Consider the following 20880-nt stretch of genomic DNA (forward strand, 5'->3'; position numbering starts at 1 on the left):
GGGGGGCGGCTCAGTGCCGGTGGAGGACCTGGGAGACGGAGTTCGGGGCGCGGTACTCGTCGATCCCGTCGTCGGTGGACCCGCCGAACTCGTCGAGGGCCCCGGAGAGGTCCAGGATCACGAAGACGCCGAGCACGAGGCCGAGCAGGGTGCCGACGGAGCCGGTGATGATGCCGGCCAGGGTCACGCCGCCGTTGTTCGCCTCCCCGTGCTTGACCCGCCGTTGTCCGAGCACGCCGAAGACCACGGCCAGCACCCCGAGGACGAACGCGAACCAGCTGGTGACGCAGAGCACCAGCGAGGCGATGCCGAGCACGAGGGAGGTCACGCCGAAGCCGTTGCGGGCGGGCGGCGCGTAGGGCGGCATCCCGCCGTAGGGGAGGCCGTAGGGGGCCGCGCCGTACGGCGGGGCGCCGTACGCGGTGGGGTCGGGGCCCGGCGCGCCGTACCCGGGGGGCGGCGGGCCCTGGTACCCGGCGAAGCCCTCGTGCCAGTGGCCGCCGGCGCCGATGGTGGGCTGGTCGGCGACGCCCGGCCCGTACGGGGTCCCCGGCGGGGTCCCGCGCGTGCCCTCGCCCGCGTCGAAGGACGGGCGGGCCGGTGGGGCCCAGGGGTCCTCGGGTCCCGTTCCCGATGCGCCCGGTGGTTGTTCCGACATGTGCGTCGCCCCCTGTCGTGCTCGTACACCCATGCTATGCGCCGGCCGCGGCGCCGCCGGCCCTGCCTACGATGAGCGGGCACCTGCCCGTCGCGTCCTCGGAGTACCCATGCCCGATCCGCACCCGTTCATCGCCGGTCTGCCCAAGGCCGAACTGCACGTCCACCACGTGGGGTCCGCCTCCCCGCGGATCGTGGCCGAGCTGGCCGCCCGGCACGCCGACTCCAAGGTCCCCACGGACCCGGAGGCCCTCGCCGACTACTTCACCTTCACCGACTTCGCGCACTTCATCGAGGTGTACCTGTCCGTGGTGGACCTGGTCCGCACCCCCGAGGACGTCCGCGACCTCACCTTCGACATCGCCCGGGACATGGCCCGGCAGAACATCCGCTACGCCGAGCTGACCATCACCCCCTGGTCCTCGACCCGGCGCGGCATCGACGAGCGCGCGTTCATGGCCGCGATCGAGGACGCCCGCAAGGCCGCCGAGACCGAGCTGGGCGTCGTGCTGCGCTGGTGCTTCGACATCCCCGGCGAGGCCGGGCTGACGGCGGCCGAGGAGACCACCCGGCTCGCGCTGGACCTGCGGCCCGAGGGCCTGGTCTCGTTCGGGCTGGGCGGCCCGGAGATCGGGGTGCCGCGCCCGCAGTTCGCCCCGTACTTCGACCGGGCCCGCGCGGCCGGTCTGCACAGCGTGCCGCACTCGGGCGAGACCACCGGCCCGCAGAGCGTGTGGGACGCGATCAACCTGCTGGGCGCGCAGCGGATCGGGCACGGCACCAGTTCGGCCGAGGACCCGGAGCTGCTGAAGTACCTGGCCGACCACCGGATCGCGCTGGAGGTGTGCCCCACCTCGAACGTGGCGACCCGGGCCGTGAAGGACCTGGAGAGCCACCCGATCAAGCGGATGGTGGACGCCGGGGTGTTGGTGACGATCAACAGCGACGACCCGCCGATGTTCGGCTCGGACCTCAACAACGAGTTCGCGGTCGCGGCCCGGCTGCTGGACCTCGACGAGCGCGGCATCGCGGCGCTCGCGAAGAACGGCGTGGAGGCATCGTTCCTGGACCCGGCGGGCAAGGCCCGGATCACGGCCGAGATCGACGCGTACACCGAGGCGTGGCTGGCCCGCTGACCCGTTCGCCGGGCCGGCCGGTGCGGGCGCCCGATCCGGGCACAATGGCGCCATGAACGCCTTTACCGTGGTCGGGCACCGTGGCGACCCCTACCGAGTCCGCGAGAACACCCTCGGCTCGATCCGCTCCGCGTTCGCGCGCGGGGCGGACGCCGTCGAGATCGACGTCCGCACGACCCGGGACGGGGTGCCGGTGCTGTTGCACGACGACACCCTGGCCCGGTTGTGGGGCCACGAGGTGCGGGTGGACGCCGTGTCCTCCTCGGACCTGGTCGAGCTGTGCCAGGACGGGGTGCCCACCCTGCGGGCGGCGCTGGCCGCGGCCGGCGCCGGGCGGGTGTGGATCGACCTGCCGGGGGCCGACGGGCCGACGGTGCGCCGGATCGTGGACCAGGTGCGGGAGAACGGCGCCCGGGACCGGGTCGCGTACTGCGGCGGCGCGGACGCCATGGTCGCCGTGCGGGCGGCCGATCCGGGCGCGGAGATCGCCCTGACCTGGACCAGCCTGAACCCGCCGCGCCGGCCGCTGATCGACGCCGTCTCCCCCCGGTTCCTGAACTACCGCTTCGGTCTGTTGACGCCGGAGCTGGTGGCGGCGCTGCACGCGGACGGGCTGTTGGTGTCGGCGTGGACGGCCGACACCAAGCGGTCGATCCGGGCGCTGGCGGCGGCGGGGGTGGACTCGATCACCACCAACCGGCCGGACGTGGCGGTGGCGGTGCGCGACCGGGACCCGAAGGACTGAGCCCGCTCCCGGCCGCGCGGCCTACAGGCCGACGATGCCGTTCCAGCGGCGGGCGAACTCCCGCCGCTCGGAGGCGGCCACGTCGCGGGCCACGGCGAGCCGGGAGCGCATCGCGGTGTCGGGGAAGATCAGCGGGTTCTCGGCCAGGGCCGCGGTCTCCTCGTCCTCGGAGGCGGCCAGCACCTCGCGGGCGGCGGGCACGGGGCACACGTAGTTGACGTAGGCGGCGAGTTCGGCGGCGACCTCGGGCCGGTAGTAGTGGTCGATCAGCGCCTCGGCGTTGCGCTTGTGGCGGGCGAGGTCGGGGATGAGCAGACTCTCCGCCCAGAGTTCGGCGCCCTCCTCGGGGACCACGAACTCGATGTCGGGGTTGTCGGCCCGGAGCTGGATCACGTCCCCGCTGTATGCCTGGCAGGCGAGCACGTCGCCCTTGCCGAGGTCCGAGGTGTAGTCGTTGCCGGTGAACCGCCGGATGCGCTTCTCGCGGACCATCCGCTCCACCCGGTCGCACATGCGGTGGAAGTCGTCGGCGGTCCAGCGGGTGACGTCCACCCCGTCGCCCTGCATGAGCAGCGCGAAGGACTCGTCGAGGCCGGAGAAGAGGGTGACGCGGCCGGCGAGGTCGGGGTGCCACAGGTCGGCGGTGGACCTGATCTCGCGGCCCAGGGCCTTGCGGTTGTAGGCGATGCCGGTGATCCCGGACTGCCAGGGCACGCTGTGCAGCCGGCCCTCGTCGAAGCCGGGGCGGGAGAGCTGCGGGTCGAGGTGTTCGGTGACGTGGGGTTGGGCGGCGCGGTCCATGCGCTGGGCCCAGCCCAGGCGCACGAAGCGGGCGGCCATCCAGTCGCTGACCACGATCAGGTCGTGGCCGGTGCTCTGCCGGTTCATCAGGGCCGGGCCGACCTTGCCGAAGAACTCGTCGTTGTCGTTGATGTCCTCGGTGTAGCGGACGCCGATGCCGGTGCGCTCGGTGAACTGCTCCAGGGTGGGCCGGCGGGACTCGTCCTCCTCGTCCACGTCGATGTAGAGCGGCCAGTTGGAGAAGGCGAGGGTCCGTTCGGCGGCCGAGGCGTCGGGCCCGCCGCGTCGGTCCTCGGGGATGGTGGCGGCGGGCACCCCGCACCCGGCGAGGGCGGCCAGGACCCCGGCCGCGCCCAGCCCGCGCAGGGCGGTGCGACGGGACAGGGCTCGGGCGGGGCGGGGGGCGGCGCCCCCGGGCGTCGATCGCATGGGCGCAGGATGCCGGGGGGCGCGGGGGCCCGGCAATGGACGCCGCGTCCAGCGCGGTGTCCGTTGCCGGCGACAGTCTGTCGAGGTCCCGGGGGGCCGGTGTTCAGGTGGTGCGGGTCCACAGGGCGGCCTGCCAGGGCCGCAGGGTGCCGCCCTCGGGGCCGCCGAGCACGTGCGGGTGGCTGGTGGCGCGGGTCTCCCAGCCGCCGCCGTCGACGGCCGCCGGCGGGGTCCAGGGGGTGGCGGCGCCGCTCAGGTTGGCGACGACGAGGAGTTCGGTCTCCCCGTGTCGGCGCAGGTAGACCCAGAGGCGGGGGTCCTCGGGGAGCAGGTCGAGGTAGTCGCCGTGGGTGAGGACGGGTTCGGTCTTGCGCAGGGCGATCAGCCGTCGGTAGGTGTGGAAGACGGAGTCGGGGTCCTTGCGGGCGGCGGCGGCGTTGACGGCGCCGGTGTCGGGGGACGGGCGCAGCCAGGGGGTGCCGGTGGTGAACCCGCCGTTGACGGTGTCGTCCCACTGCATGGGGGTGCGGCCGTTGTCGCGGGACTTGGCGGCGAGGACGGCGAGGATCTCGGCCTCGGGGACGCCGGCGGCGGTGCGTTCGGCGTGCAGGTTGAGGCTTTCGACGTCGCGGTAGTCGGCGAGGGAGGTGTAGCGGGGGTTGGTCATCCCGATCTCCTCGCCCTGGTAGACGTACGGGGTGCCCTGGAGGCCGTGGAGGGCGATGGCGAGGGCCTTGGCGGCGGGTTCGCGCAGGGGGCCGTCGTCGCCGAACCGGGACACGATCCGGGGCTGGTCGTGGTTGCACCAGAACAGCGCGTTCCACGCGTGTTCGTGCATGCCCTGCTGCCAGTGGGTGAACAGGGCCTTGAGGGCGACGAGGTCGGGCGGGGCGACTGTCCACTTGTCGCCGCCGGGGTAGTCGACCTTCAGGTGGTGGAAGTTGAAGGTCATGGAGAGTTCGGAGCCGTCGAGGGCGGCGTAGCGGCGGCAGTGCTCCAGGGTGGTGGAGGACATCTCGCCGACGCTCATCAGGCCGTGCGGGCGCAGGGCGCGGGCGCTGAACTCGGCGAGGTGCTCGTGGACGCGGGGGCCGTCGGTGTAGAACTCGCGGCCGTCGGTGCCGGGGGCGTCGGGCAGTCCGTCGGTCTTGGAGACGAGGTTGACCACGTCGAGGCGGACCCCGTCGACGCCCTTGTCGGCCCAGAAGGCGACGACCTCGGCGGCGGCCTCGCGGACGGCGGGGTTCTCCCAGTTGAGGTCGGGTTGTTCGGGGGCGAAGAGGTGCAGGTGGTACTGGCCGCGGGTCTCGTTGAAGGTCCAGGCGGGGCCGCCGAACTTGGAGCGCCAGTTGTTGGGCGGGCCGCCGTCCTCGGCGGGGTCGCGCCAGATGTAGAACTCGCCGTGCGGGCCCTGGGGGTCGGCGACGGAGGACGCGAACCAGGCGTGCCGGTCCGAGGTGTGGTTGAAGACCATGTCCATGATCAGGCGCAGGCCGCGGGCGTGGAGTTCGGCGACGAGCTCCTCGAAGTCGGCCATGGTGCCGTAGGCCGGGTCGATGGACCGGTAGTCGCTGACGTCGTAGCCGTTGTCGATCTGCGGGGAGCGGTAGACGGGGGTGAGCCAGACCGCGTCCACGCCGAGCTCGACGAGGTGGTCGAGGCGGTCGACGACGCCCCGGAGGTCGCCGGTGCCGCTGCCGGTGGTGTCCTGGAAGGACTTGGGGTAGATCTGGTAGACGGTCCCGGTGCGCCACCAGGGCAGTTCCTCGGGGGTGTTCACGCGCTCGCTCCGGCGGTCTCGGTGGTCTGGGTCCCGGTCTGGGCGGTCTCGGTGCCGGCGGCGTCCTTGCGGGCCTGGCGGCGGGCGAAGTACGAGGTCAGCAGCAGGGGGACGACCACGGCGACGGCCATGGCCAGGGCGTAGACGGCCCAGTACTTCGGCTGGATGGAGAGGATGCCGGGCAGGCCGCCGACGCCGATGCCGTTGGCCATGACCCCGGCGATGCCGCAGACGAGGGCGGCGCAGGCGGAGCCGGCCATGGCGGCGAACATGGGGTACTTCAGCCGCAGGTTCATGCCGTACATGGCGGGTTCGGTGACGCCGAGGTAGGCGGAGACGGTGGCGGGGACGCCGAGTTCGCGGTCCTTGGCGCGCTTGCTGACGAGCAGGACGCCGACGACGGCGCTGGCCTGGGCGATGTTGGAGAGGGCGATCAGCGGCCAGATCGGGGTGCCGCCGATGTCCTGCATGAGCTGGAGGTCCACGGCGTTGGTGGTGTGGTGGATGCCGGTGATGACCAGGGGGGCGTAGAAGAAGCCGAAGACCACGGCGCCGAGGGGGGCGATGTCCCCGGTGAGCATGGCCTTGGCGCCGCTGCCGACGAGGTCGCCGAGTTCGCGGCCGACGGGGCCGAGGACGGCGTGGGCGAGGATCACGGTGGTGACCAGGGCCACGAAGGGCACGACGACCTGGTAGAGGGCGGCGGGCACGATCCGCTTGAGGCGCAGTTCGAGGAAGGCCAGGCAGAGGCCGGCGAGGACGGCCGGGATGACCTGGGCCTGGTAGCCGACCATGGGCATCTGGGCGAAGCCGAAGTCCCAGACCTTCGGGGTCTCCTGGCCGATGGCGTAGGCGTTCATCAGCTGCGGGGAGACCAGGGTGATGCCGAGGACGATGCCGAGGATCTCGGTGCCGCCCATCTTCTTGACCGTGGCCCAGCAGACGCCGACCGGCAGGAAGTGGAAGATGGCCTCGCCGATCAGCCACAGGAAGCTGTGGGTGCCGGCCCAGAAGGTGCTGGTCTCGACGAGGGTCTTCCCGTCGAACATCCGGATGTCGCCGATGACGTTGCGGAAGCCGAGGATCAGACCGCCGGTGATGATCGCGAAGAGCAGCGGCACGAAGATCTCGGCGAGGTGCGAGATGCCGCGTTCCCACCAGGGCATGTTGGCGCGGGCGGCGTGCTTGGTCTCGTCCTTGCTGCTCGCGGAGGACTCGCCGAGGCGGGTGGTCAGCTCCTTGTGCCAGGTCTCGACCTCGCTGCCGATGACCACCTGGAACTGTCCGCCGGTGCTGAAGCAGCCCTTCACCCCGGGCAGTTCGTCGATGGCCTTGGGGTCGGCGAGCGCGGTGTCGGCGAGGACGAAGCGGAGCCGGGTCAGGCAGTGGCTGACGGTGGAGACGTTGGCCGCGCCGCCGACCAGTTCGATCAGGCGCTCGATCCGGTCGCGCAGGTCGGTGGCCCCGTCCGGGGCTTTGGGGGCATCGGGGGTGGCAACGGCCATGGGGACACCTTCGTCGGGGCTCGGGAGTCCGTCGCGGGTCGTGGGGGACCGCGCCGACGGAGGTAAAAGGAACGCAAAATCCGTTGCCCCATTCTGTGCTCCCGGCCCGGCACCGAACCCCGGCGTTGGGCCCCGGCGGACGGGACCTCCGTCGTGCGCGTCCGGGCCCGTGCGGGCTTGCGCGCGGGCACCGCGCCGTGCCGGCCCCGCCCGCGCGGCGCCCCCCGGAACGCCGCCGGGGCCGTCCCCGCGCGCGCTGCGCGGGAACGGCCCCGGTGGGTGCCGCGGTGACGGATCAGCCGTCGAGCGAGGTCATCACGTGCTTGATGCGGGTGTAGTCCTCGAAGCCGTAGGCGGAGAGGTCCTTGCCGTAGCCGGACTTCTTGAAGCCGCCGTGGGGCATCTCGGCGACGAGCGGGATGTGGGTGTTGATCCACACGCAGCCGAAGTCGAGGTTCTTGGACATCCGCATGGCGCGGGAGTGGTCCTTGGTCCAGACGGAGGAGGCCAGGGCGTAGTCCACGCCGTTGGCGTGCGCGAGGGCCTCGGCCTCGTCGGTGAAGGACTGGACGGTGATGACGGGGCCGAAGACCTCGTTCTGGATGATCTCGTCGTCCTGCTTCAGGCCCGAGACCACGGTGGGGGCGTAGAAGAAGCCCTTGTCGCCGACCCGGTGGCCGCCGGCCTCGATCTTGGCGTGCGCGGGCAGCCGCTCGATGAACCCGGAGACCTGCGCGAGCTGGTTGGGGTTGTTGAGCGGGCCGTAGAGCACGTCCTCGTCGTCGGGCTGCCCGGTCTTGGTGTCGGCGGCGGCCTTGGCCAGGGCGGTGACGAACTCGTCGTGGATCGACTCGTGGACGAGCACGCGGGTGGCGGCGGTGCAGTCCTGGCCGGCGTTGAAGAAGCCGGCCACGGAGATGTCCTCGACGGCCTTGGCCAGGTCGGCGTCCTCGAAGACCACGACCGGGGCCTTGCCGCCGAGTTCGAGGTGGACGCGCTTGACGTCCTTGGCGGCGCTCTCGGCCACCTGCATGCCGGCGCGGACGGAGCCGGTGATGGAGGCCATCGCCGGGGTCCTGTGCTCGACCATGGCGCGGCCGGTCTCGCGGTCGCCGCAGATCACGTTGAACACGCCGGCGGGCAGGATCTCGCCCATGATCTCCGCCATCAGCACGGTGGAGGCCGGGGTGGTGTCGGAGGGCTTGAGGACCACGGTGTTGCCGGCGGCCAGGGCCGGGGCGAACTTCCACACCGCCATCATCAGCGGGTAGTTCCACGGCGCGACCTGGGCGCAGACGCCGACCGGCTCGCGGCGGACGATGGAGGTCATGCCGTCCATGTACTCGCCGGCCGAGCGGCCTTCGAGCAGGCGGGCGGCGCCGGCGAAGAAGCGGATCTGGTCGACGGCGGGCGGGATCTCCTCGCTCGCGGTGAGGATCAGCGGCTTGCCGGTGTTCTCGGACTCCACGGCGACCAGCTCGGCCGCGCGGGCCTCGAAGGCGTCGGCGATCTTCAGGAGGGCCTTCTGCCGCTCCGAGGGGGTGGTGTCGCGCCAGCCGGGGAACGCGGCGGCGGCCGCGGCCATCGCCTCGTCCACGTCCGCCTGGCCGGACAACGGGGCGGTCGCGTAGACCTCACCGGTCGCGGGGTTGACGACATCGCTGGTCCGTCCGTCGGCGGCGTCCCGGAATTCGCCGCCGATGAAGTTGCGCAGCCGACGCAGTTCGGTGGTCACGGCCACCCCTCCTGTCGATTAAGCCCGTCAAGTCAAGAATTCAAGGTCTGAAGTCTGTGTCCAAAGTATGGGACAACCACCTACCTTAGTCCCAGCGCGGACGGTTTCGACAGGGTCGAACGTCAAGAAGTGCGAAATCAGTGCTCCGGGAGATCCCTCACAACGGATTCCCTCGGTTCCGTCTTGCGGAACCGCGCAGACCTCGTGCACAGTGAGGGCGTGGTCAGTCGAAGCGGCTCAGATGCCAGGAACAAGCAACCGTCCCCCTCAGTCGATGCTGTGTCCCTGGCGATCATCGAGCAACTGCAGGAGGACGGACGCCGCCCCTACGCGGCGATCGGCAAGGCCGTGGGCCTGTCCGAGGCGGCCGTCCGCCAGCGCGTGCAGAAGCTGCTCGACCAGGGCGTGATGCAGATCGTGGCGGTCACCGACCCGCTCACGGTGGGCCTGCGCCGCCAGGCCATGGTCGGCATCAACGTCGAGGGGGACCTCGACCCGGTGGCCGACGCGCTGACCGCGATGGCCGAATGCGAGTACGTGGTGATGACCGCCGGCTCCTTCGACCTGATGGTGGAGATCGTCTGCGAGGACGACGACCACCTGCTGGAGACGATCAACAAGAAGATCCGCGCGCTCCCCGGCGTGCGATCCACCGAAAGCTTCGTGTACCTGAAGCTGAAGAAGCAGACCTACATGTGGGGAACCCGATAACCGTGACCCAGGACCTGTCCAAGACCGCGTACGACCACCTGTGGATGCACTTCACCCGCATGTCCTCGTACGAGAACTCCCCCGTCCCCACCATCGTGCGGGGCGAGGGCACCTACATCTACGACGACAAGGGCAAGCGCTACCTGGACGGGCTCGCCGGCCTGTTCGTGGTCAACGCCGGCCACGGCCGCAAGGAACTGGCCGAGGTCGCCTACAAGCAGGCCCAGGAACTCGCGTTCTTCCCCGTGTGGTCCTACGCGCACCCCAAGGCCGTCGAGCTCGCCGAGCGCCTGGCGAACTACGCCCCCGGCGACCTCAACAAGGTGTTCTTCACCACCGGCGGCGGCGAGGCCGTCGAGACCGCCTGGAAGCTGGCCAAGCAGTACTTCAAGCTCAAGGGCAAGCACACGAAGTACAAGGTCATCTCCCGCGCCGTCGCCTACCACGGCACCCCGCAGGGCGCGCTCTCCATCACCGGCCTGCCGGCCCTCAAGGCCCCCTTCGAGCCGCTGGTGCCGGGCGCCCACAAGGTCCCCAACACCAACATCTACCGCGCCCCGATCCACGGCGACGACCCCGAGGCGTTCGGCCGCTGGGCCGCCGACCAGATCGAGCAGGAGATCCTCTTCGAGGGCCCCGACACCGTCGCCGCCGTCTTCCTGGAGCCCGTGCAGAACGCGGGCGGCTGCTTCCCGCCCCCGCCCGGCTACTTCCAGCGGGTCCGCGAGATCTGCGACCAGTACGACGTGCTGCTCGTCTCCGACGAGGTCATCTGCGCCTTCGGCCGGCTCGGCACCATGTTCGCGTGCGACAAGTTCGGCTACGTCCCGGACATGATCACCTGCGCCAAGGGCATGACCTCGGGCTACTCCCCCATCGGCGCCTGCATCGTCTCCGACCGCATCGCCGAGCCCTTCTACCAGGGCGACAACACCTTCCTGCACGGCTACACCTTCGGCGGCCACCCCGTGTCCTCCGCCGTGGCCCTGGCCAACCTGGACATCTTCGACAAGGAGGGCCTCAACCAGCACGTGCTGGACAACGAGAGCACCTTCCTGAAGACCCTCCAGAAGCTGCACGACCTGCCGATCGTCGGCGACGTCCGCGGCAACGGCTTCTTCTACGGCATCGAGCTCGTCAAGGACAAGGACACCAAGGAGTCCTTCACGGACGAGGAGACCGAGCGCGTGCTCTACGGCTTCCTCTCCAAGGCCCTCTTCGACTCCGGGCTCTACTGCCGCGCCGACGACCGCGGCGACCCGGTCATCCAGCTCGCGCCGCCGCTCATCTCCGGCCCCGAGCAGTTCGACGAGATCGAGCAGATCCTCCGCTCGGTCCTCACCGAGGCGTGGACCAAGCTGTAACGGTTCAGCACCTCCCCCCGCGACCGGCGGGTCGGTGACGCGCGACGCGGCGCGCGCACCGGCCCGCCGGCTGTGCTCCATCAGGCGGCCCGGGGCCCTCCGTTCGAGTGAGAACGGCGGGCCCCGGGCCGCTTTTCACATTCGTCACCGCTGTTCATCGTTTTGGATGGGTCCCACGGCGCGAGTGACCGAACGGCCCCCGGTTCGTTCCCCCGGACGACAGGCCGCGCGCCCCACCCCCGGCCCCGGGCCCCACGGCCCGCCGCCCCGAAGGAGGGCGCACCCCCGCGAGGCGCCCGGCCTCCGCACGTCCACCGTCCGCCTCCCACCGTCCCCCGGTCGGTGGTCCCGCGAAAGAACGCTGATGCCGGCTCCCCCGGACAACCCGCTGCTTCGGGCCCTGAACCTGCACCACTCCCACGCCGGCGCCCCCGCCCTGGCCGGAGTCCACGCCACGGTCCGCGCCGGCGAGATCCTCGCCGTCACCGGACCCCGAGCCAGCGGCAAGACCACCCTGCTGCGCTGCCTCGCCGGCCGCCTGCGCCCCGACGAGGGCGAGGTCTGGTTCGACGAGATCCCCCTGCACGCCCTCGGCCCCGGCGCCCGCGAACGCCTGCGCCGCGAACGCTACGGCCGGATCGGCCCCGACCCGCTGCTCCTGCCCGAGCTGTCCGTCTGGGAGAACGCCGCCCTGCCGCTGCTCGCCCTCGGCGCCGGCCGCCGCGCCGCCAAGAGCGCCGCCCGCGAATGGCTCGACCGCCTCGACCTCGGCGCCCTGGCCCGCAAACGCCCCCGCGCCCTGACCCGCGCCCAGTGCCAGCACGTGGCCCTGGCCCGCGCCCTCGTGCACGAGCCCGCCGTCGTCCTCGCCGACGAGCCCACCGCGCCCCTGCACCGCGCCGACGCCGCCCGCCTCCTGCGCACCCTCACCACCGCCGCCCGCTCCCACGGCATCACAGTGGTCCTCGCCACCCACGACCTCGACGTCGCCGAAGCCGCCGACCGCCGGCTCGCCCTCCTCGACGGCCGGCCGGCCGACGGCGCGGGCGACCCCCACGCCCCGGAGGACCGCCCCGCGTGCTCGCTCTCCGTCTAGTCACCGGCTCCCACCCCCTGGTCCAGGCCCGCCGGCTGCTGGTCGCGGCCGCCTCCGCGGGCAGCGCCTTCCTCCTCCTGTACGCGCTGGTCGCCGCCGTGGACCACCCCGGCGGCTCCTTCCCCCGCATGCTGTGGGCCCTGGTGCCGCTCGCCGCCACCGTCCTGTTCGCGGTGGCCGTGGCCCGCACCGACCCCGCCACCCGGCCCCGCTCCGGACTGGACGCCGCGGGCCTCGGCCCCCTGCACCGCACCCTCATCGCCGGGGTCTCCACCGGCGTCGCCTGCGCCCTCGGCAGCGTCCTCGCCCTCGCCGTCTTCCTCCACCTGCGCGGCCAGGTCAGCGGACTGCCCTTCGACGGCGCCGGCGCCGACCTCCTGCACGCCGACCGCCCGCTGCCGCTGGCCGCCGCCCTCACCCTCGTCAGCCTCCCCCCGCTGATCGGCGCCGGCGCCGCCGGACTCGTCCTGCGCCCCCGCCCCGCCCCCTTCGAGCACCCCGGCGAGGACGGCACCACCGGCCCCGCCCCCGCCGAGCGCTCCCCCTTCGCCCTGCTGCCCTGGGGGATCGCCGCGACCGCCGTCGGCCTCGCCGTCGAGGCCGCCGCCGGCCCCTCCGCCACCGGGACCCTCGCCGGGCTCCTCGTCACCGCCCTGGGCCTGACCCTCGTCGGCCCCGCCCTCGTGCACGCCGCCGGCACCCTGCTGCAACTGCACCGCCCCGGCACCCTGCGACTGCTCGCCGGCCGCACCCTGCGCGAGGAGGCCGTCCGCGTGGGCCGGCCGCTGGGCCTGCTGTGCGCGGTGGCCGCCGTCGGCATCACCGCCCTGCTCCGCCCGGGCCTCGGCGTCACCGGCTCCGCCCCCCTCGGCCCGCTGACCGCGCCCGCCGCCGCCCTCGTCGCCGGCTGCGTGATCGCCACCGTCCTCAGCACCGCCCTGGAGATCCGCCAGACCCGCGACGCCGCCCGCGCCACCCTCGTCGAGCACGGCGTGCCCGCCGCGACCCTCCGCTCCGCCGCCGTCCTGCGGGCCGCCGCCCTCCTGGCCACCGGCGCCCCGCTCGCCTGGGGTGTGGCGTATCTGACCTCGCTCACGCTCACCCGCTGACCGGATCGGCCCTTAGGGTGACGCGAATGGGCACCGCAGCGCACGACCAGAACCGGACCCGGCCGATCCCCGACCGCGACCGGCCCCCGGCCCGTCCGCACCGCGCCCCGCCGCCGCGGGACGCGGACGCCGGGGGCACCGGCCGGGTGCGCGCCGACGCCGAGATCGAGACCCTCGACGCCTTCGACGCGGCCGCCGAGGCAGGCGCCCTGAGCGGCCGGCGCTTCCAGGCCCTCGACCTCACCGACCGCACCCTGGCCCTGCTGGCCGCCGACACCTCGGCCTCCGTCTTCCTCGGCTGCGCCATGACCGCCGACGCCGACACCAAGGTCCGCGCCGACGGCGCCCTGGTCTTCCCGCCGGTCCCGGCCCTCCCCTTCGACCCCTACCGGGCCGCCCTGTACACCGCCGACGAGCTCTACGCCGATCTCGACGCCGGCTACCACCGCACCCCCGACGCCCGCGCCTACGCCTGGTTCCGCGAGTCCCTCGGCGACGGCGACGTGCTCTCCTCGATGCTCCGCGCCATCCACGACGACGCCGTCTCCGACGCCCTCGACGAACACCTCGTCGGCCGCGAGGTCGTCGGCGTCATGGGCGGCCACGCCCTGGTCCGCGGCGGGAGCGAGTACGCGCGGGCAGCCGCCCTGGGCCGCGCGCTGTCCCGGTCCGGCCTGACCGTGGCCACCGGCGGCGGCCCCGGCGCCATGGAGGCCGCGAACCTGGGCGCCTGGCTCGCCCCGGCCCCCGACTCCGCCCTGCCCGAGGCCCTGGCCCGGCTCGCCGAGGCCCCCTCCTTCAGCCCCTCGATCGGCGACTGGGCGCGGGCCGCGTTCGCCGTGCGCCGCGCCCACCCCGAGGGCGGGCCCTCGGTGGCGATCCCCACCTGGTTCTACGGGCACGAGCCGCCGAACCCCTTCGCCACGCACATCGCGAAGTACTTCGCGAACGCCACCCGCGAGGACGGCCTGCTGGCCCGGTCCACCGCCGGCGTGATCTTCCTGCCGGGGGCCGCCGGCACCGTCCAGGAGGTCTTCGACACCGCCACCGCGAACTACTACGGCTCGCGTGGCGAACCCTCCCCGATGATCCTGGTGGGCCGGGCGCACTGGACGAAGGAGCTGCCGGTGTGGCCGCTGCTGACGGCCCTGGCCAAGGGCCGTCCGATGGCCGCGCGGATCGCCTTGGTGGATTCCCCCGACGAGGTCCCCGCGATGTTGACGCGGCTGCGCGCAACCTGAGGGCCCGTTCCGTCGTCTGGCAGAGGTATCCGTCTCCTGCCCGACCCGAACGGAGCCCCTCGTGCTCATCGGCCTGCTCACCGCCATCGCCGCCTCCCTGTGCTACGGCACGGGCTCGGTCCTGCAAGCCGTGGGATCGCGGCGCGCGGCCCGTGCCCACCCGGTGGCCGCCGGGGTCACCGCACACGGCGGCCCCACCCTGGCGGCCACCGCGAAGGCGGCGACGACCTGGGAGTTCATCGTCGGCACGGTCCTGGACTTCGTGGGCTTCGGCCTGGGCGCGCTGGCGGCCCGGCTGCTGCCGCTGTTCCTGTCCCAGACGGTGATCAGCGCGAACCTGGTGGTCACGGCGGTGCTCAGCGTGCGGATGCTGGGGCTGCGGCTGACCCGCAAGGAGTGGTCCTCGATCGCGGTGGTGTGCCTGGCCCTGGTGCTGTTGGCGACGGCCGCGGGCGCGGAGGGCGGCGGGGACACCTCGCGGGCCACGCACTGGTGGCTGCTGGCCGTCACCGCGGTGATCATCGCGGGTGGCACGGTGGCGGTGCGGCTGCTGGGCGGTCGGGCCGCGATCCTGGCGGGTCTGCTGTCGGGGCTGGGCTTCGGCGCGCTGGGGGTGGGGGTGCGGATCCTGGACGGGGTGGCGCCGTTCCACCTGCCGACCCTGCTCGCGGACCCGGCGCTGTACGCGATCGTGTTGGCGGGCGCCGGTGGCATGTACCTGCACACGGTGGCCCTGCAGATCGGTTCGGTGAACGGGGCGACGGCGGCGCTGGTGGTGGGCGAGACGGTGCTGCCGGGCGCGATCGGCGTGCTGTGGCTGGGCGACGCCTCGCGGCCGGGCTTCGGCTGGTTGGCGATCCTGGGCTTCGTGGCGGCGGTGGCCGGCGCGGTGGCGGTGGCCTGGTACGGCAAGCACGAGGGCACGGACCCGGCACCGACCGACCCGGTGACGGGCCGCATCCCGGAGCCCTCGGGTGATCCCACCGAGGATCCGACCCCCCACCCGGCGGGCCGCGCCTAGGCCGTCTCTTTTGGATCTTGCCGGTTAAGCCCGCGCCGTCTGGTGCCGTGCATCGCAAGGCGGTGGGGGCACCTCCCGGCCCCCAAGGGCCGGGGGACGAGGCCCTCGTACTGGGCGTACGAGGGTGTTGCGACAACGCGGCGTGGGGGTACCCCCGGGCGGAGCCTGGGGGAGTGCGGTGCCAGGCGGCGCGGGCCAGGCAAGATCCGGAAGAGACGGCCTGAGCCTGGGGGTCTCAGTCCTCGGCGGGGAGCAGGACGGTCTCGGCGCGGTCGAAGGTGACGCGGAGGTGGTCGCCCGCGGTCGGGGCCGCGCCGAGCTCGCACTCGGCCTCCAGCGCGGGGCCCTCGTCGGGGGTCAGGGTGAGGGCCACGTGGCTGCCCCGGAAGGTGCGGGCGGCGACGGTGCACGCGAGGGCCGGCTCTCCGGTCCCGGTCTCCGCGTCCGGGGGGAGGATCCGGACCCCGGCGGGGCGCACGAGGAGTTTCGCGGGGCCGGGGGCGGCGTCCTTCGCGACGGGCACGGGGCCCCAGGCGCCGTGGGCGCGGCCCTCGGCCACCTCGACGGCGATGACGTTGTCGAAGCCGAGGAAGCGGGCGACGAACTCGGAGGCGGGGCGGCTCCAGACCTCGGCGGGCGGGCCGCTCTGGGCGATCCGTCCGTCGCGCATGACCACGACCCGGTCGGCGAGGGCGAATGCCTCGCCCTGGTCGTGGGTGACGGCGAGGACGGTGGTGCCCAGGCGGGTGAAGAGTTCGCGCAGTTCGACGACGAGCCGTTCGCGCAGCCCCCGGTCGAGTTGGCCGAGCGGTTCGTCGAGCATCAGCAGGCGGGGTTCGGGGGCCAGGGCGCGGGCGAGGGCGACGCGTTGCTGTTCGCCGCCGGACAGGGAGCCGACGGCGCGGGCGCCGGCGCCGGGCAGGCCGACGAGGTCGAGGAGTTCCTCGGTGCGGGGGCCGCGTTCGGCCTTGCCCAGGCCCCGCATCCGCATGCCGAACTCGACGTTCCCGGCCACGTCCCGGTGGGGGAAGAGCTGGTGGTCCTGGAACATCAGGCCGACGCCGCGTTTGTGCGCGGGGACGCCGGCCTGGTCGGCGCCGGCGAGGCGGACGGTGCCGGCGGTGGTGGGCTGGAGGCCGGCGAGGACGCGCAGCAGGGTGGACTTGCCGCTGCCGGAGGGGCCGAGCACGCAGACGATCTCGTGTTCGGCGACGTCGAGGTCGAGGTCGGTGACCACGTCGCGGTCCCCGAAGCGGACCGTGATCCCGGCCAGCTCGACCAGCGGGGCGGCGTCGGACAGCGGGTCGCGGGACATCAGAACTCTCCGGAGGTCTTGTCGGGGCGCAGTCGTTCCAGCGCGAGCAGGGAGAGCGCGCACACGAGCATCAGGATGGTGCTGAGCGCCATGGCCTGGCCCTGGTTGAGTTCGCCGGCGCGGCCCAGGAGCCTGGCGACGGCGACGGGCAGGGTGGGGTGGTCGGGGCGGGCGATGAACACGGTCGCGCCGAATTCGCCGAGGGAGACGGCGAACGCGAAGCCGGCGGAGATCAGCAGGGCCCGGCGGACCAGCGGCAGGTCGATCTCGCGCCAGACCCGCCAGGGGGAGGCGCCGAGCACGGCGGCGGCCTGGCGGAGCCGGTCGTCGACGGCGCGCAGCACGGGCAGCATGGTGCGGACCACGAAGGGGACGCCCACGAGGGCCTGCGCGAGGGGCACCAGGATCCAGGAGGTGCGCAGGTCCAGCGGGGGCTCGTCGAGGGTGATGAGGAAGCCGAAGCCGACGGTGACGGCGGAGACCCCGAGCGGCAGCATGAGCAGGGCGTCGAAGCCGCGCAGCAGGCCGCGCAGCCCGCGCGGGGCGTGGTCGCGGCCGCCGCGGACGGTGAGGGCGGCCGCGGCGAGGCCGCCGACGGTCAGGGCGATCGCGGTGGCGGCGAGGGCGTATTCGAGGGAGTTGCCGATGGCCTCCAGCGGCGGCACGAGGAAGGTGCCGCCGGCGCCGAGTTCGCCCAGGGCCCGGTAGTAGCCGAGGCCGTACCCCTCCGGGCCGGCGAGGGAGCGTTCGACGAGGACCGCGAGCGGCAGCACGATCAGGAGCAGCACGCTGAGCAGCACCCCGCCGAGGAGGGCGCGCTGTCCGGCGCCGCGCGGCCGTCGCGCGGTGTGCGCGGGGTCGACCAGCCTTAGGGCGGTCTCGCGGCGGCGCACGGTCCACGCGTGCACCCCGAGGACGAGGCCGACGGCGAGGAACTGGACCAGGGTGAGGACGGCGGCGGTGGGCAGGTCGAGGAGCTGGGCGGTCTGCCGGTAGACCTCGACCTCCAGGGTGGCGTAGCCGGGTCCGCCGAGGATCTGCACGACGCCGAAGGAGGTGAAGGTGAACAGGAAGACCATGAGGGCGGCGGCGGCCACGGCGGGGGCGAGGGCGGGGAGGGTGACGCGGAGCCAGGCCCTGAGGCGGCCGGCGCCGAGCATGCGGGCGGCCTCCTCCTGCCGGGGGTCAAGCTGGGCCCACAGCCCGCCGACGGTGCGCACGACGACGGCGTAGTTGAAGAAGACGTGCGCGAGGAGGATGGCCCAGACGCTGGTGTCCAGCCGCAGGCCCCACAGCTCGTCGAGGAGTCCGCGGCGGCCGACGAGGGCGAGGAAGGCGGAGCCGACCACGACGGTGGGCAGCACGAAGGGCACGGTGACCAGGGCCCGCAGCGCGTTCTTGCCGGGGAACTCGAACCGGGCGAAGACGTAGGCGCCGGGCAGGGCGACGAGCAGGGTGAGGGCGGTGGAGGCCAGGGCCTGCCAGGTGGTGAACCACAGCACGTCGAGGATGTCGGGTCGGGTGAGGACCTCGACGAGCCGGCCGGGCCGCCAGCCGGCGTCGGTGCGCAGGCCGCGGGCGAGGATCGCGCCGACGGGCCAGGCGAAGAGCAGCCCGAAGAAGGCGAGCGGGCCGGCCATGAGGGCGAGCCGGAAGGCGACCGCGCGGGTCGCCTTCCGGGCGGTGCGGGGGGTGCTCACTTGACGACGAGCGAGGTCCAGCCCTGGATCCAGCTCTCGCGGTTCGCGGCGATGACGTCGGGGGCGACGGTCTCGGGCTTGTCGACGGTGACGCCGTGCTCGGTGAACAGCTCGGGCAGCTTGGCGTCCTTGACCACGGGGTTGACGAACATCTGGAGCGGCATGTCCTCCTGGAACCGCTTCCCGATCAGGAAGTCGATCAGGGCCTTGCCGCCGGCCTCGTTCTCGGCGCCCTTGAGGAGGCCCGCGAACTCGATCTGCCGGAAGCAGGTGCCGGTGGCCACGCCGGTGGGGGCCTGGGCGGGGCGGGGGTCGGCGTAGAGGACCTCGACGGGCGGGGAGGAGGCGTAGGAGACCACGAGGGGCCGGTCGCCCTTGGCCTTCTTGCCGCCGGCGGAGCCGGAGAAGCGCTCGTTGTACGCCTGCTCCCAGCCGTCGACGACCTCGACGCCGTTGGCCTTGAGCTTGCTCCAGTAGTCCTTCCAGCCGTTCTCGCCGTACTTGCCGACGGTGGCGAGGAGGAAGCCGAGGCCGGGCGAGGAGGTGGCGGCGTTCTCGACGACGAGGAGGTCCTTGTACTCGGGCTTGGCGAGGTCGTCGAGGGTGACGGGCGGGGCGATCCTCTTGTCGGCGAACCACTGCTTGTCGTAGTTGACGCAGATGTCGCCGGAGTCCACAGGGGTGACCCGGTGCGCCTTGTCCAGGACGAACTCGGGCTTGACGGTGTCGAGGCCCTTGGCCTCGTAGGGGGTGAAGACGCCGTTGTCGAGGGCGCGGGAGAGGAGGGTGTTGTCGACGCCGAAGAACACGTCGCCGCGCGGGGAGCCCTTGGTGAGGATCTCCTGGTTGAGGGCGGCGCCGGCGTCGCCGGACTTGAGGACCTTCACGGTGTACCCGCTGGCGCTCTCGAACTCCTTGAGCACGGCGGGGGTGACGTTGAAGGAGTCGTGGCTGACGAGGGTGACGGTCTTGCCGCCGGCGGGGCCGGAGGCGCCCGGGTCGGCCTTGTCCCCGGAGCCGCCGGAGCCGCCGCAGGCGGCGAGGCTCGCGGTGAGGCCGAGGGCGGTGAGCAGGGCGAGGCCCGCGCGCCGGGTGGTGGTGCTCATTGCTTCATTCCTCCTGGGGTGTCCAGGAGAAGACGCGGCCCTGCCCGGCGGGCCGCACGGGGCGGGGCCGGGCAGGGCGCAACAGCTTGAGGTGGTGACCGAACTTCCTACCCGGAATGACCCGGGCAAGGTTCAGAGGGTCTGCGGCGCGGGGCCGCACTCTCAGCGCTGTGGCGCTCCCCTGTCGGAATCTGTGGTTGTTCGGCCACAGCGTACCCCGTGGCCGAACTCGTTCGAACGCCGTCCGGTTCTACCGTTCGGAGGCGGCGAGCTGCCCGCAGGCGCCGTCGATCTCCTGACCGCGGGTGTCACGGACGGTGACGGGGACCCCGTGGCGGGCGATGGCCTCCACGAAGGCGCGCTCGTCCTCGGGGCGGGAGGCGGTCCACTTGGAGCCGGGGGTGGGGTTGAGCGGGATCAGGTTGACGTGGACCCGCTTGCCCTTGAGGAGCCGGCCGAGGAGGTCGCCCCGCCATGCCTGGTCGTTGATGTCGCGGATCAGGGCGTACTCGATGGAGACCCGGCGGCCGGACTTCTCGGCGTACTCCCAGGCCGCGTCGAGGACCTCGCGGACCTTCCAGCGCGTGTTCACGGGCACGAGGGTGTCGCGCAGCTCGTCGTCGGGGGCGTGCAGGGAGACCGCGAGCCGGCACTTGAAGCCCTCGTCGGCGAACCGGTGGATGGCGGGGACCAGGCCGACGGTGGAGACGGTGATCCCGCGCTGGGACAGGCCGAGGCCGTCGGGCTCGGGGTCGGTGAGGCGGCGGATGGCGCCGACGACCCGCTTGTAGTTGGCCAGCGGTTCGCCCATGCCCATGAAGACGATGTTGGAGAGGCGGGCCGGGCCGCCGGGGACCTCGCCGTCGCGCAGGGCGCGCATCCCGTCGACGATCTGGTGCACGATCTCGGCGGTGGACAGGTTGCGGTCGAGCCCGGCCTGGCCGGTGGCGCAGAACGGGCAGTTCATGCCGCAGCCGGCCTGGGAGGAGATGCACATGGTGACCCGGTCGGGGTAGCGCATGAGCACGGACTCCACGAGGGTGCCGTCGTGCAGCTTCCACAGGGTCTTGCGGGTGGTGTCGTCGTCGCAGGAGATGTGCCGCACGACGCTCATCAGCTCGGGGAGCAGGGCGTCGCGGAGCTTCTCGCGGGCGGCGGCGGGGATGTCGGTCCACTCGGCCGGGTCGTGGGCGTAGCGGGCGAAGTAGTGCTGGGAGAGCTGCTTGGCCCGGAAGGGCTTCTCCCCGATCTCGGCCACGGCCTCGCGGCGTTCGGCGGGGTCGAGGTCGGCGAGGTGCCGGGGGGGCTTCTTGACCCCTCGGGGGGCCACGAAGGTGAGTTCTCCCGGGGCAGGACGGGGGGCCATGAGCGGTTCTCCTCCAGGGGTCGAGGCGGTCTTCGGGGCCGGATCGGCTCGACCGGAGTGGAC

The 20880-nt window shown here is 73.0% G+C and carries 17 protein-coding genes; 8 read left to right on the forward strand and 9 right to left on the reverse strand.

Annotated features, from left to right (window positions below):
- Nucleotides 1–10 precede the first annotated feature (10 nt).
- On the reverse strand, nt 11–658 hold the full coding sequence (locus ACN20G_RS05150; protein WP_424211528.1) for a DUF4190 domain-containing protein: 648 nt from the start codon (nt 656–658) through the stop codon (nt 11–13).
- Nucleotides 659–767: 109 nt separating this feature from the next.
- Here ACN20G_RS05150 and ACN20G_RS05155 point away from each other — a divergent pair, with 109 nt between their 5' ends.
- Nucleotides 768–1793, forward strand: coding sequence for an adenosine deaminase (locus ACN20G_RS05155; RefSeq protein ID WP_424211529.1), 1026 nt, complete (start codon nt 768–770; stop codon nt 1791–1793).
- A 52-nt stretch (nt 1794–1845) separates the two neighbouring features.
- Nucleotides 1846–2538, forward strand: coding sequence for a glycerophosphodiester phosphodiesterase (locus tag ACN20G_RS05160; RefSeq protein WP_424211530.1), 693 nt, complete (start codon nt 1846–1848; stop codon nt 2536–2538).
- 21 nt (nt 2539–2559) lie between these two features.
- Here the strand turns inward: ACN20G_RS05160 and ACN20G_RS05165 are convergent, their stop codons facing one another.
- The 4 genes from ACN20G_RS05165 to ACN20G_RS05180 form a co-directional block, all read right to left on the reverse strand.
- Nucleotides 2560–3768 (reverse strand): ABC transporter substrate-binding protein, encoded by a 1209-nt coding sequence (locus tag ACN20G_RS05165; protein ID WP_424211531.1) that lies wholly within the window; start codon nt 3766–3768, stop codon nt 2560–2562.
- A 103-nt stretch (nt 3769–3871) separates the two neighbouring features.
- The gene (locus ACN20G_RS05170; protein ID WP_424211532.1) at nt 3872–5548 is read right to left on the reverse strand and encodes an alpha,alpha-phosphotrehalase; all 1677 of its coding nucleotides are present in this window, start codon (nt 5546–5548) and stop codon (nt 3872–3874) included.
- Nucleotides 5545–7053, reverse strand: coding sequence for a PTS trehalose transporter subunit IIBC (gene treB, locus ACN20G_RS05175; RefSeq protein WP_424211533.1), 1509 nt, complete (start codon nt 7051–7053; stop codon nt 5545–5547). Before treB ends, ACN20G_RS05170 begins: the two co-directional genes overlap by 4 nt.
- A gap of 295 nt (nt 7054–7348) precedes the next feature.
- Nucleotides 7349–8788 (reverse strand): gamma-aminobutyraldehyde dehydrogenase, encoded by a 1440-nt coding sequence (locus ACN20G_RS05180; RefSeq protein WP_424211534.1) that lies wholly within the window; start codon nt 8786–8788, stop codon nt 7349–7351.
- 204 nt (nt 8789–8992) lie between these two features.
- Between ACN20G_RS05180 and ACN20G_RS05185 the strand changes: the two genes are divergently transcribed.
- From ACN20G_RS05185 to ACN20G_RS05210, 6 genes are all read left to right on the forward strand, one after another.
- Nucleotides 8993–9499, forward strand: a complete 507-nt coding sequence (locus ACN20G_RS05185) for an Lrp/AsnC family transcriptional regulator (RefSeq protein WP_424211535.1) — start codon at nt 8993–8995, stop codon at nt 9497–9499.
- On the forward strand, nt 9484–10863 hold the full coding sequence (locus ACN20G_RS05190; protein WP_424211536.1) for an aspartate aminotransferase family protein: 1380 nt from the start codon (nt 9484–9486) through the stop codon (nt 10861–10863). The genes ACN20G_RS05185 and ACN20G_RS05190 overlap by 16 nt, the downstream gene beginning before the upstream one ends.
- 364 nt (nt 10864–11227) lie before the next feature.
- Nucleotides 11228–11959, forward strand: a complete 732-nt coding sequence (locus ACN20G_RS05195; protein WP_424211537.1) for an ABC transporter ATP-binding protein — start codon at nt 11228–11230, stop codon at nt 11957–11959.
- On the forward strand, nt 11941–13068 hold the full coding sequence (locus tag ACN20G_RS05200; protein WP_424211538.1) for a hypothetical protein: 1128 nt from the start codon (nt 11941–11943) through the stop codon (nt 13066–13068). The genes ACN20G_RS05195 and ACN20G_RS05200 overlap by 19 nt, the downstream gene beginning before the upstream one ends.
- A gap of 26 nt (nt 13069–13094) precedes the next feature.
- Nucleotides 13095–14309 (forward strand): LOG family protein, encoded by a 1215-nt coding sequence (locus tag ACN20G_RS05205; protein WP_424211539.1) that lies wholly within the window; start codon nt 13095–13097, stop codon nt 14307–14309.
- A 61-nt stretch (nt 14310–14370) separates the two neighbouring features.
- A complete protein-coding gene (locus tag ACN20G_RS05210) occupies nt 14371–15330 on the forward strand; it encodes a hypothetical protein (protein ID WP_424211540.1) in 960 nt (319 codons plus the stop codon).
- 235 nt (nt 15331–15565) lie between these two features.
- On the opposite strand, the gene ACN20G_RS05215 is transcribed toward ACN20G_RS05210, so the two are convergent.
- The 4 genes from ACN20G_RS05215 to rlmN form a co-directional block, all read right to left on the reverse strand.
- Nucleotides 15566–16645 carry an ABC transporter ATP-binding protein gene (locus ACN20G_RS05215; protein ID WP_424211541.1) on the reverse strand — a complete coding sequence of 360 codons (1080 nt, stop codon included), beginning with the start codon at nt 16643–16645 and terminating at the stop codon, nt 15566–15568.
- On the reverse strand, nt 16645–18285 hold the full coding sequence (locus tag ACN20G_RS05220; protein WP_424215377.1) for an ABC transporter permease: 1641 nt from the start codon (nt 18283–18285) through the stop codon (nt 16645–16647). The genes ACN20G_RS05215 and ACN20G_RS05220 overlap by 1 nt, the downstream gene beginning before the upstream one ends.
- A gap of 56 nt (nt 18286–18341) precedes the next feature.
- Nucleotides 18342–19451 (reverse strand): thiamine ABC transporter substrate-binding protein, encoded by a 1110-nt coding sequence (locus tag ACN20G_RS05225; RefSeq protein WP_424211542.1) that lies wholly within the window; start codon nt 19449–19451, stop codon nt 18342–18344.
- A gap of 250 nt (nt 19452–19701) precedes the next feature.
- A complete protein-coding gene (gene rlmN / locus ACN20G_RS05230; protein ID WP_424211543.1) occupies nt 19702–20817 on the reverse strand; it encodes a 23S rRNA (adenine(2503)-C(2))-methyltransferase RlmN in 1116 nt (371 codons plus the stop codon).
- Between the last annotated feature and the right edge of the window lie 63 nt (nt 20818–20880).

It is taken from the genome of Streptomyces dryopteridis, from assembly GCF_049606955.1.
GTDB lineage: Bacteria > Actinomycetota > Actinomycetes > Streptomycetales > Streptomycetaceae > Streptomyces.

What these genes read in the sequence shown, in the direction of transcription:
- ACN20G_RS05225 (WP_424211542.1), bottom strand. Translation starts at nt 19,451, where the DNA reads ATGAGCACCACCACCCGGCGCGCGGGCCTCGCCCTGCTCACCGCCCTC.
- ACN20G_RS05165 (WP_424211531.1), bottom strand. Translation starts at nt 3,768, where the DNA reads ATGCGATCGACGCCCGGGGGCGCCGCCCCCCGCCCCGCCCGAGCCCTG.
- ACN20G_RS05215 (WP_424211541.1), bottom strand. Translation starts at nt 16,645, where the DNA reads ATGTCCCGCGACCCGCTGTCCGACGCCGCCCCGCTGGTCGAGCTGGCC.
- ACN20G_RS05195 (WP_424211537.1), top strand. Translation starts at nt 11,228, where the DNA reads ATGCCGGCTCCCCCGGACAACCCGCTGCTTCGGGCCCTGAACCTGCAC.
- ACN20G_RS05150 (WP_424211528.1), bottom strand. Translation starts at nt 658, where the DNA reads ATGTCGGAACAACCACCGGGCGCATCGGGAACGGGACCCGAGGACCCC.
- ACN20G_RS05155 (WP_424211529.1), top strand. Translation starts at nt 768, where the DNA reads ATGCCCGATCCGCACCCGTTCATCGCCGGTCTGCCCAAGGCCGAACTG.
- ACN20G_RS05205 (WP_424211539.1), top strand. Translation starts at nt 13,095, where the DNA reads ATGGGCACCGCAGCGCACGACCAGAACCGGACCCGGCCGATCCCCGAC.
- ACN20G_RS05160 (WP_424211530.1), top strand. Translation starts at nt 1,846, where the DNA reads ATGAACGCCTTTACCGTGGTCGGGCACCGTGGCGACCCCTACCGAGTC.
- rlmN (WP_424211543.1), bottom strand. Translation starts at nt 20,817, where the DNA reads ATGGCCCCCCGTCCTGCCCCGGGAGAACTCACCTTCGTGGCCCCCCGA.
- treB (WP_424211533.1), bottom strand. Translation starts at nt 7,053, where the DNA reads ATGGCCGTTGCCACCCCCGATGCCCCCAAAGCCCCGGACGGGGCCACC.
- ACN20G_RS05220 (WP_424215377.1), bottom strand. Translation starts at nt 18,285, where the DNA reads ATGGCCGGCCCGCTCGCCTTCTTCGGGCTGCTCTTCGCCTGGCCCGTC.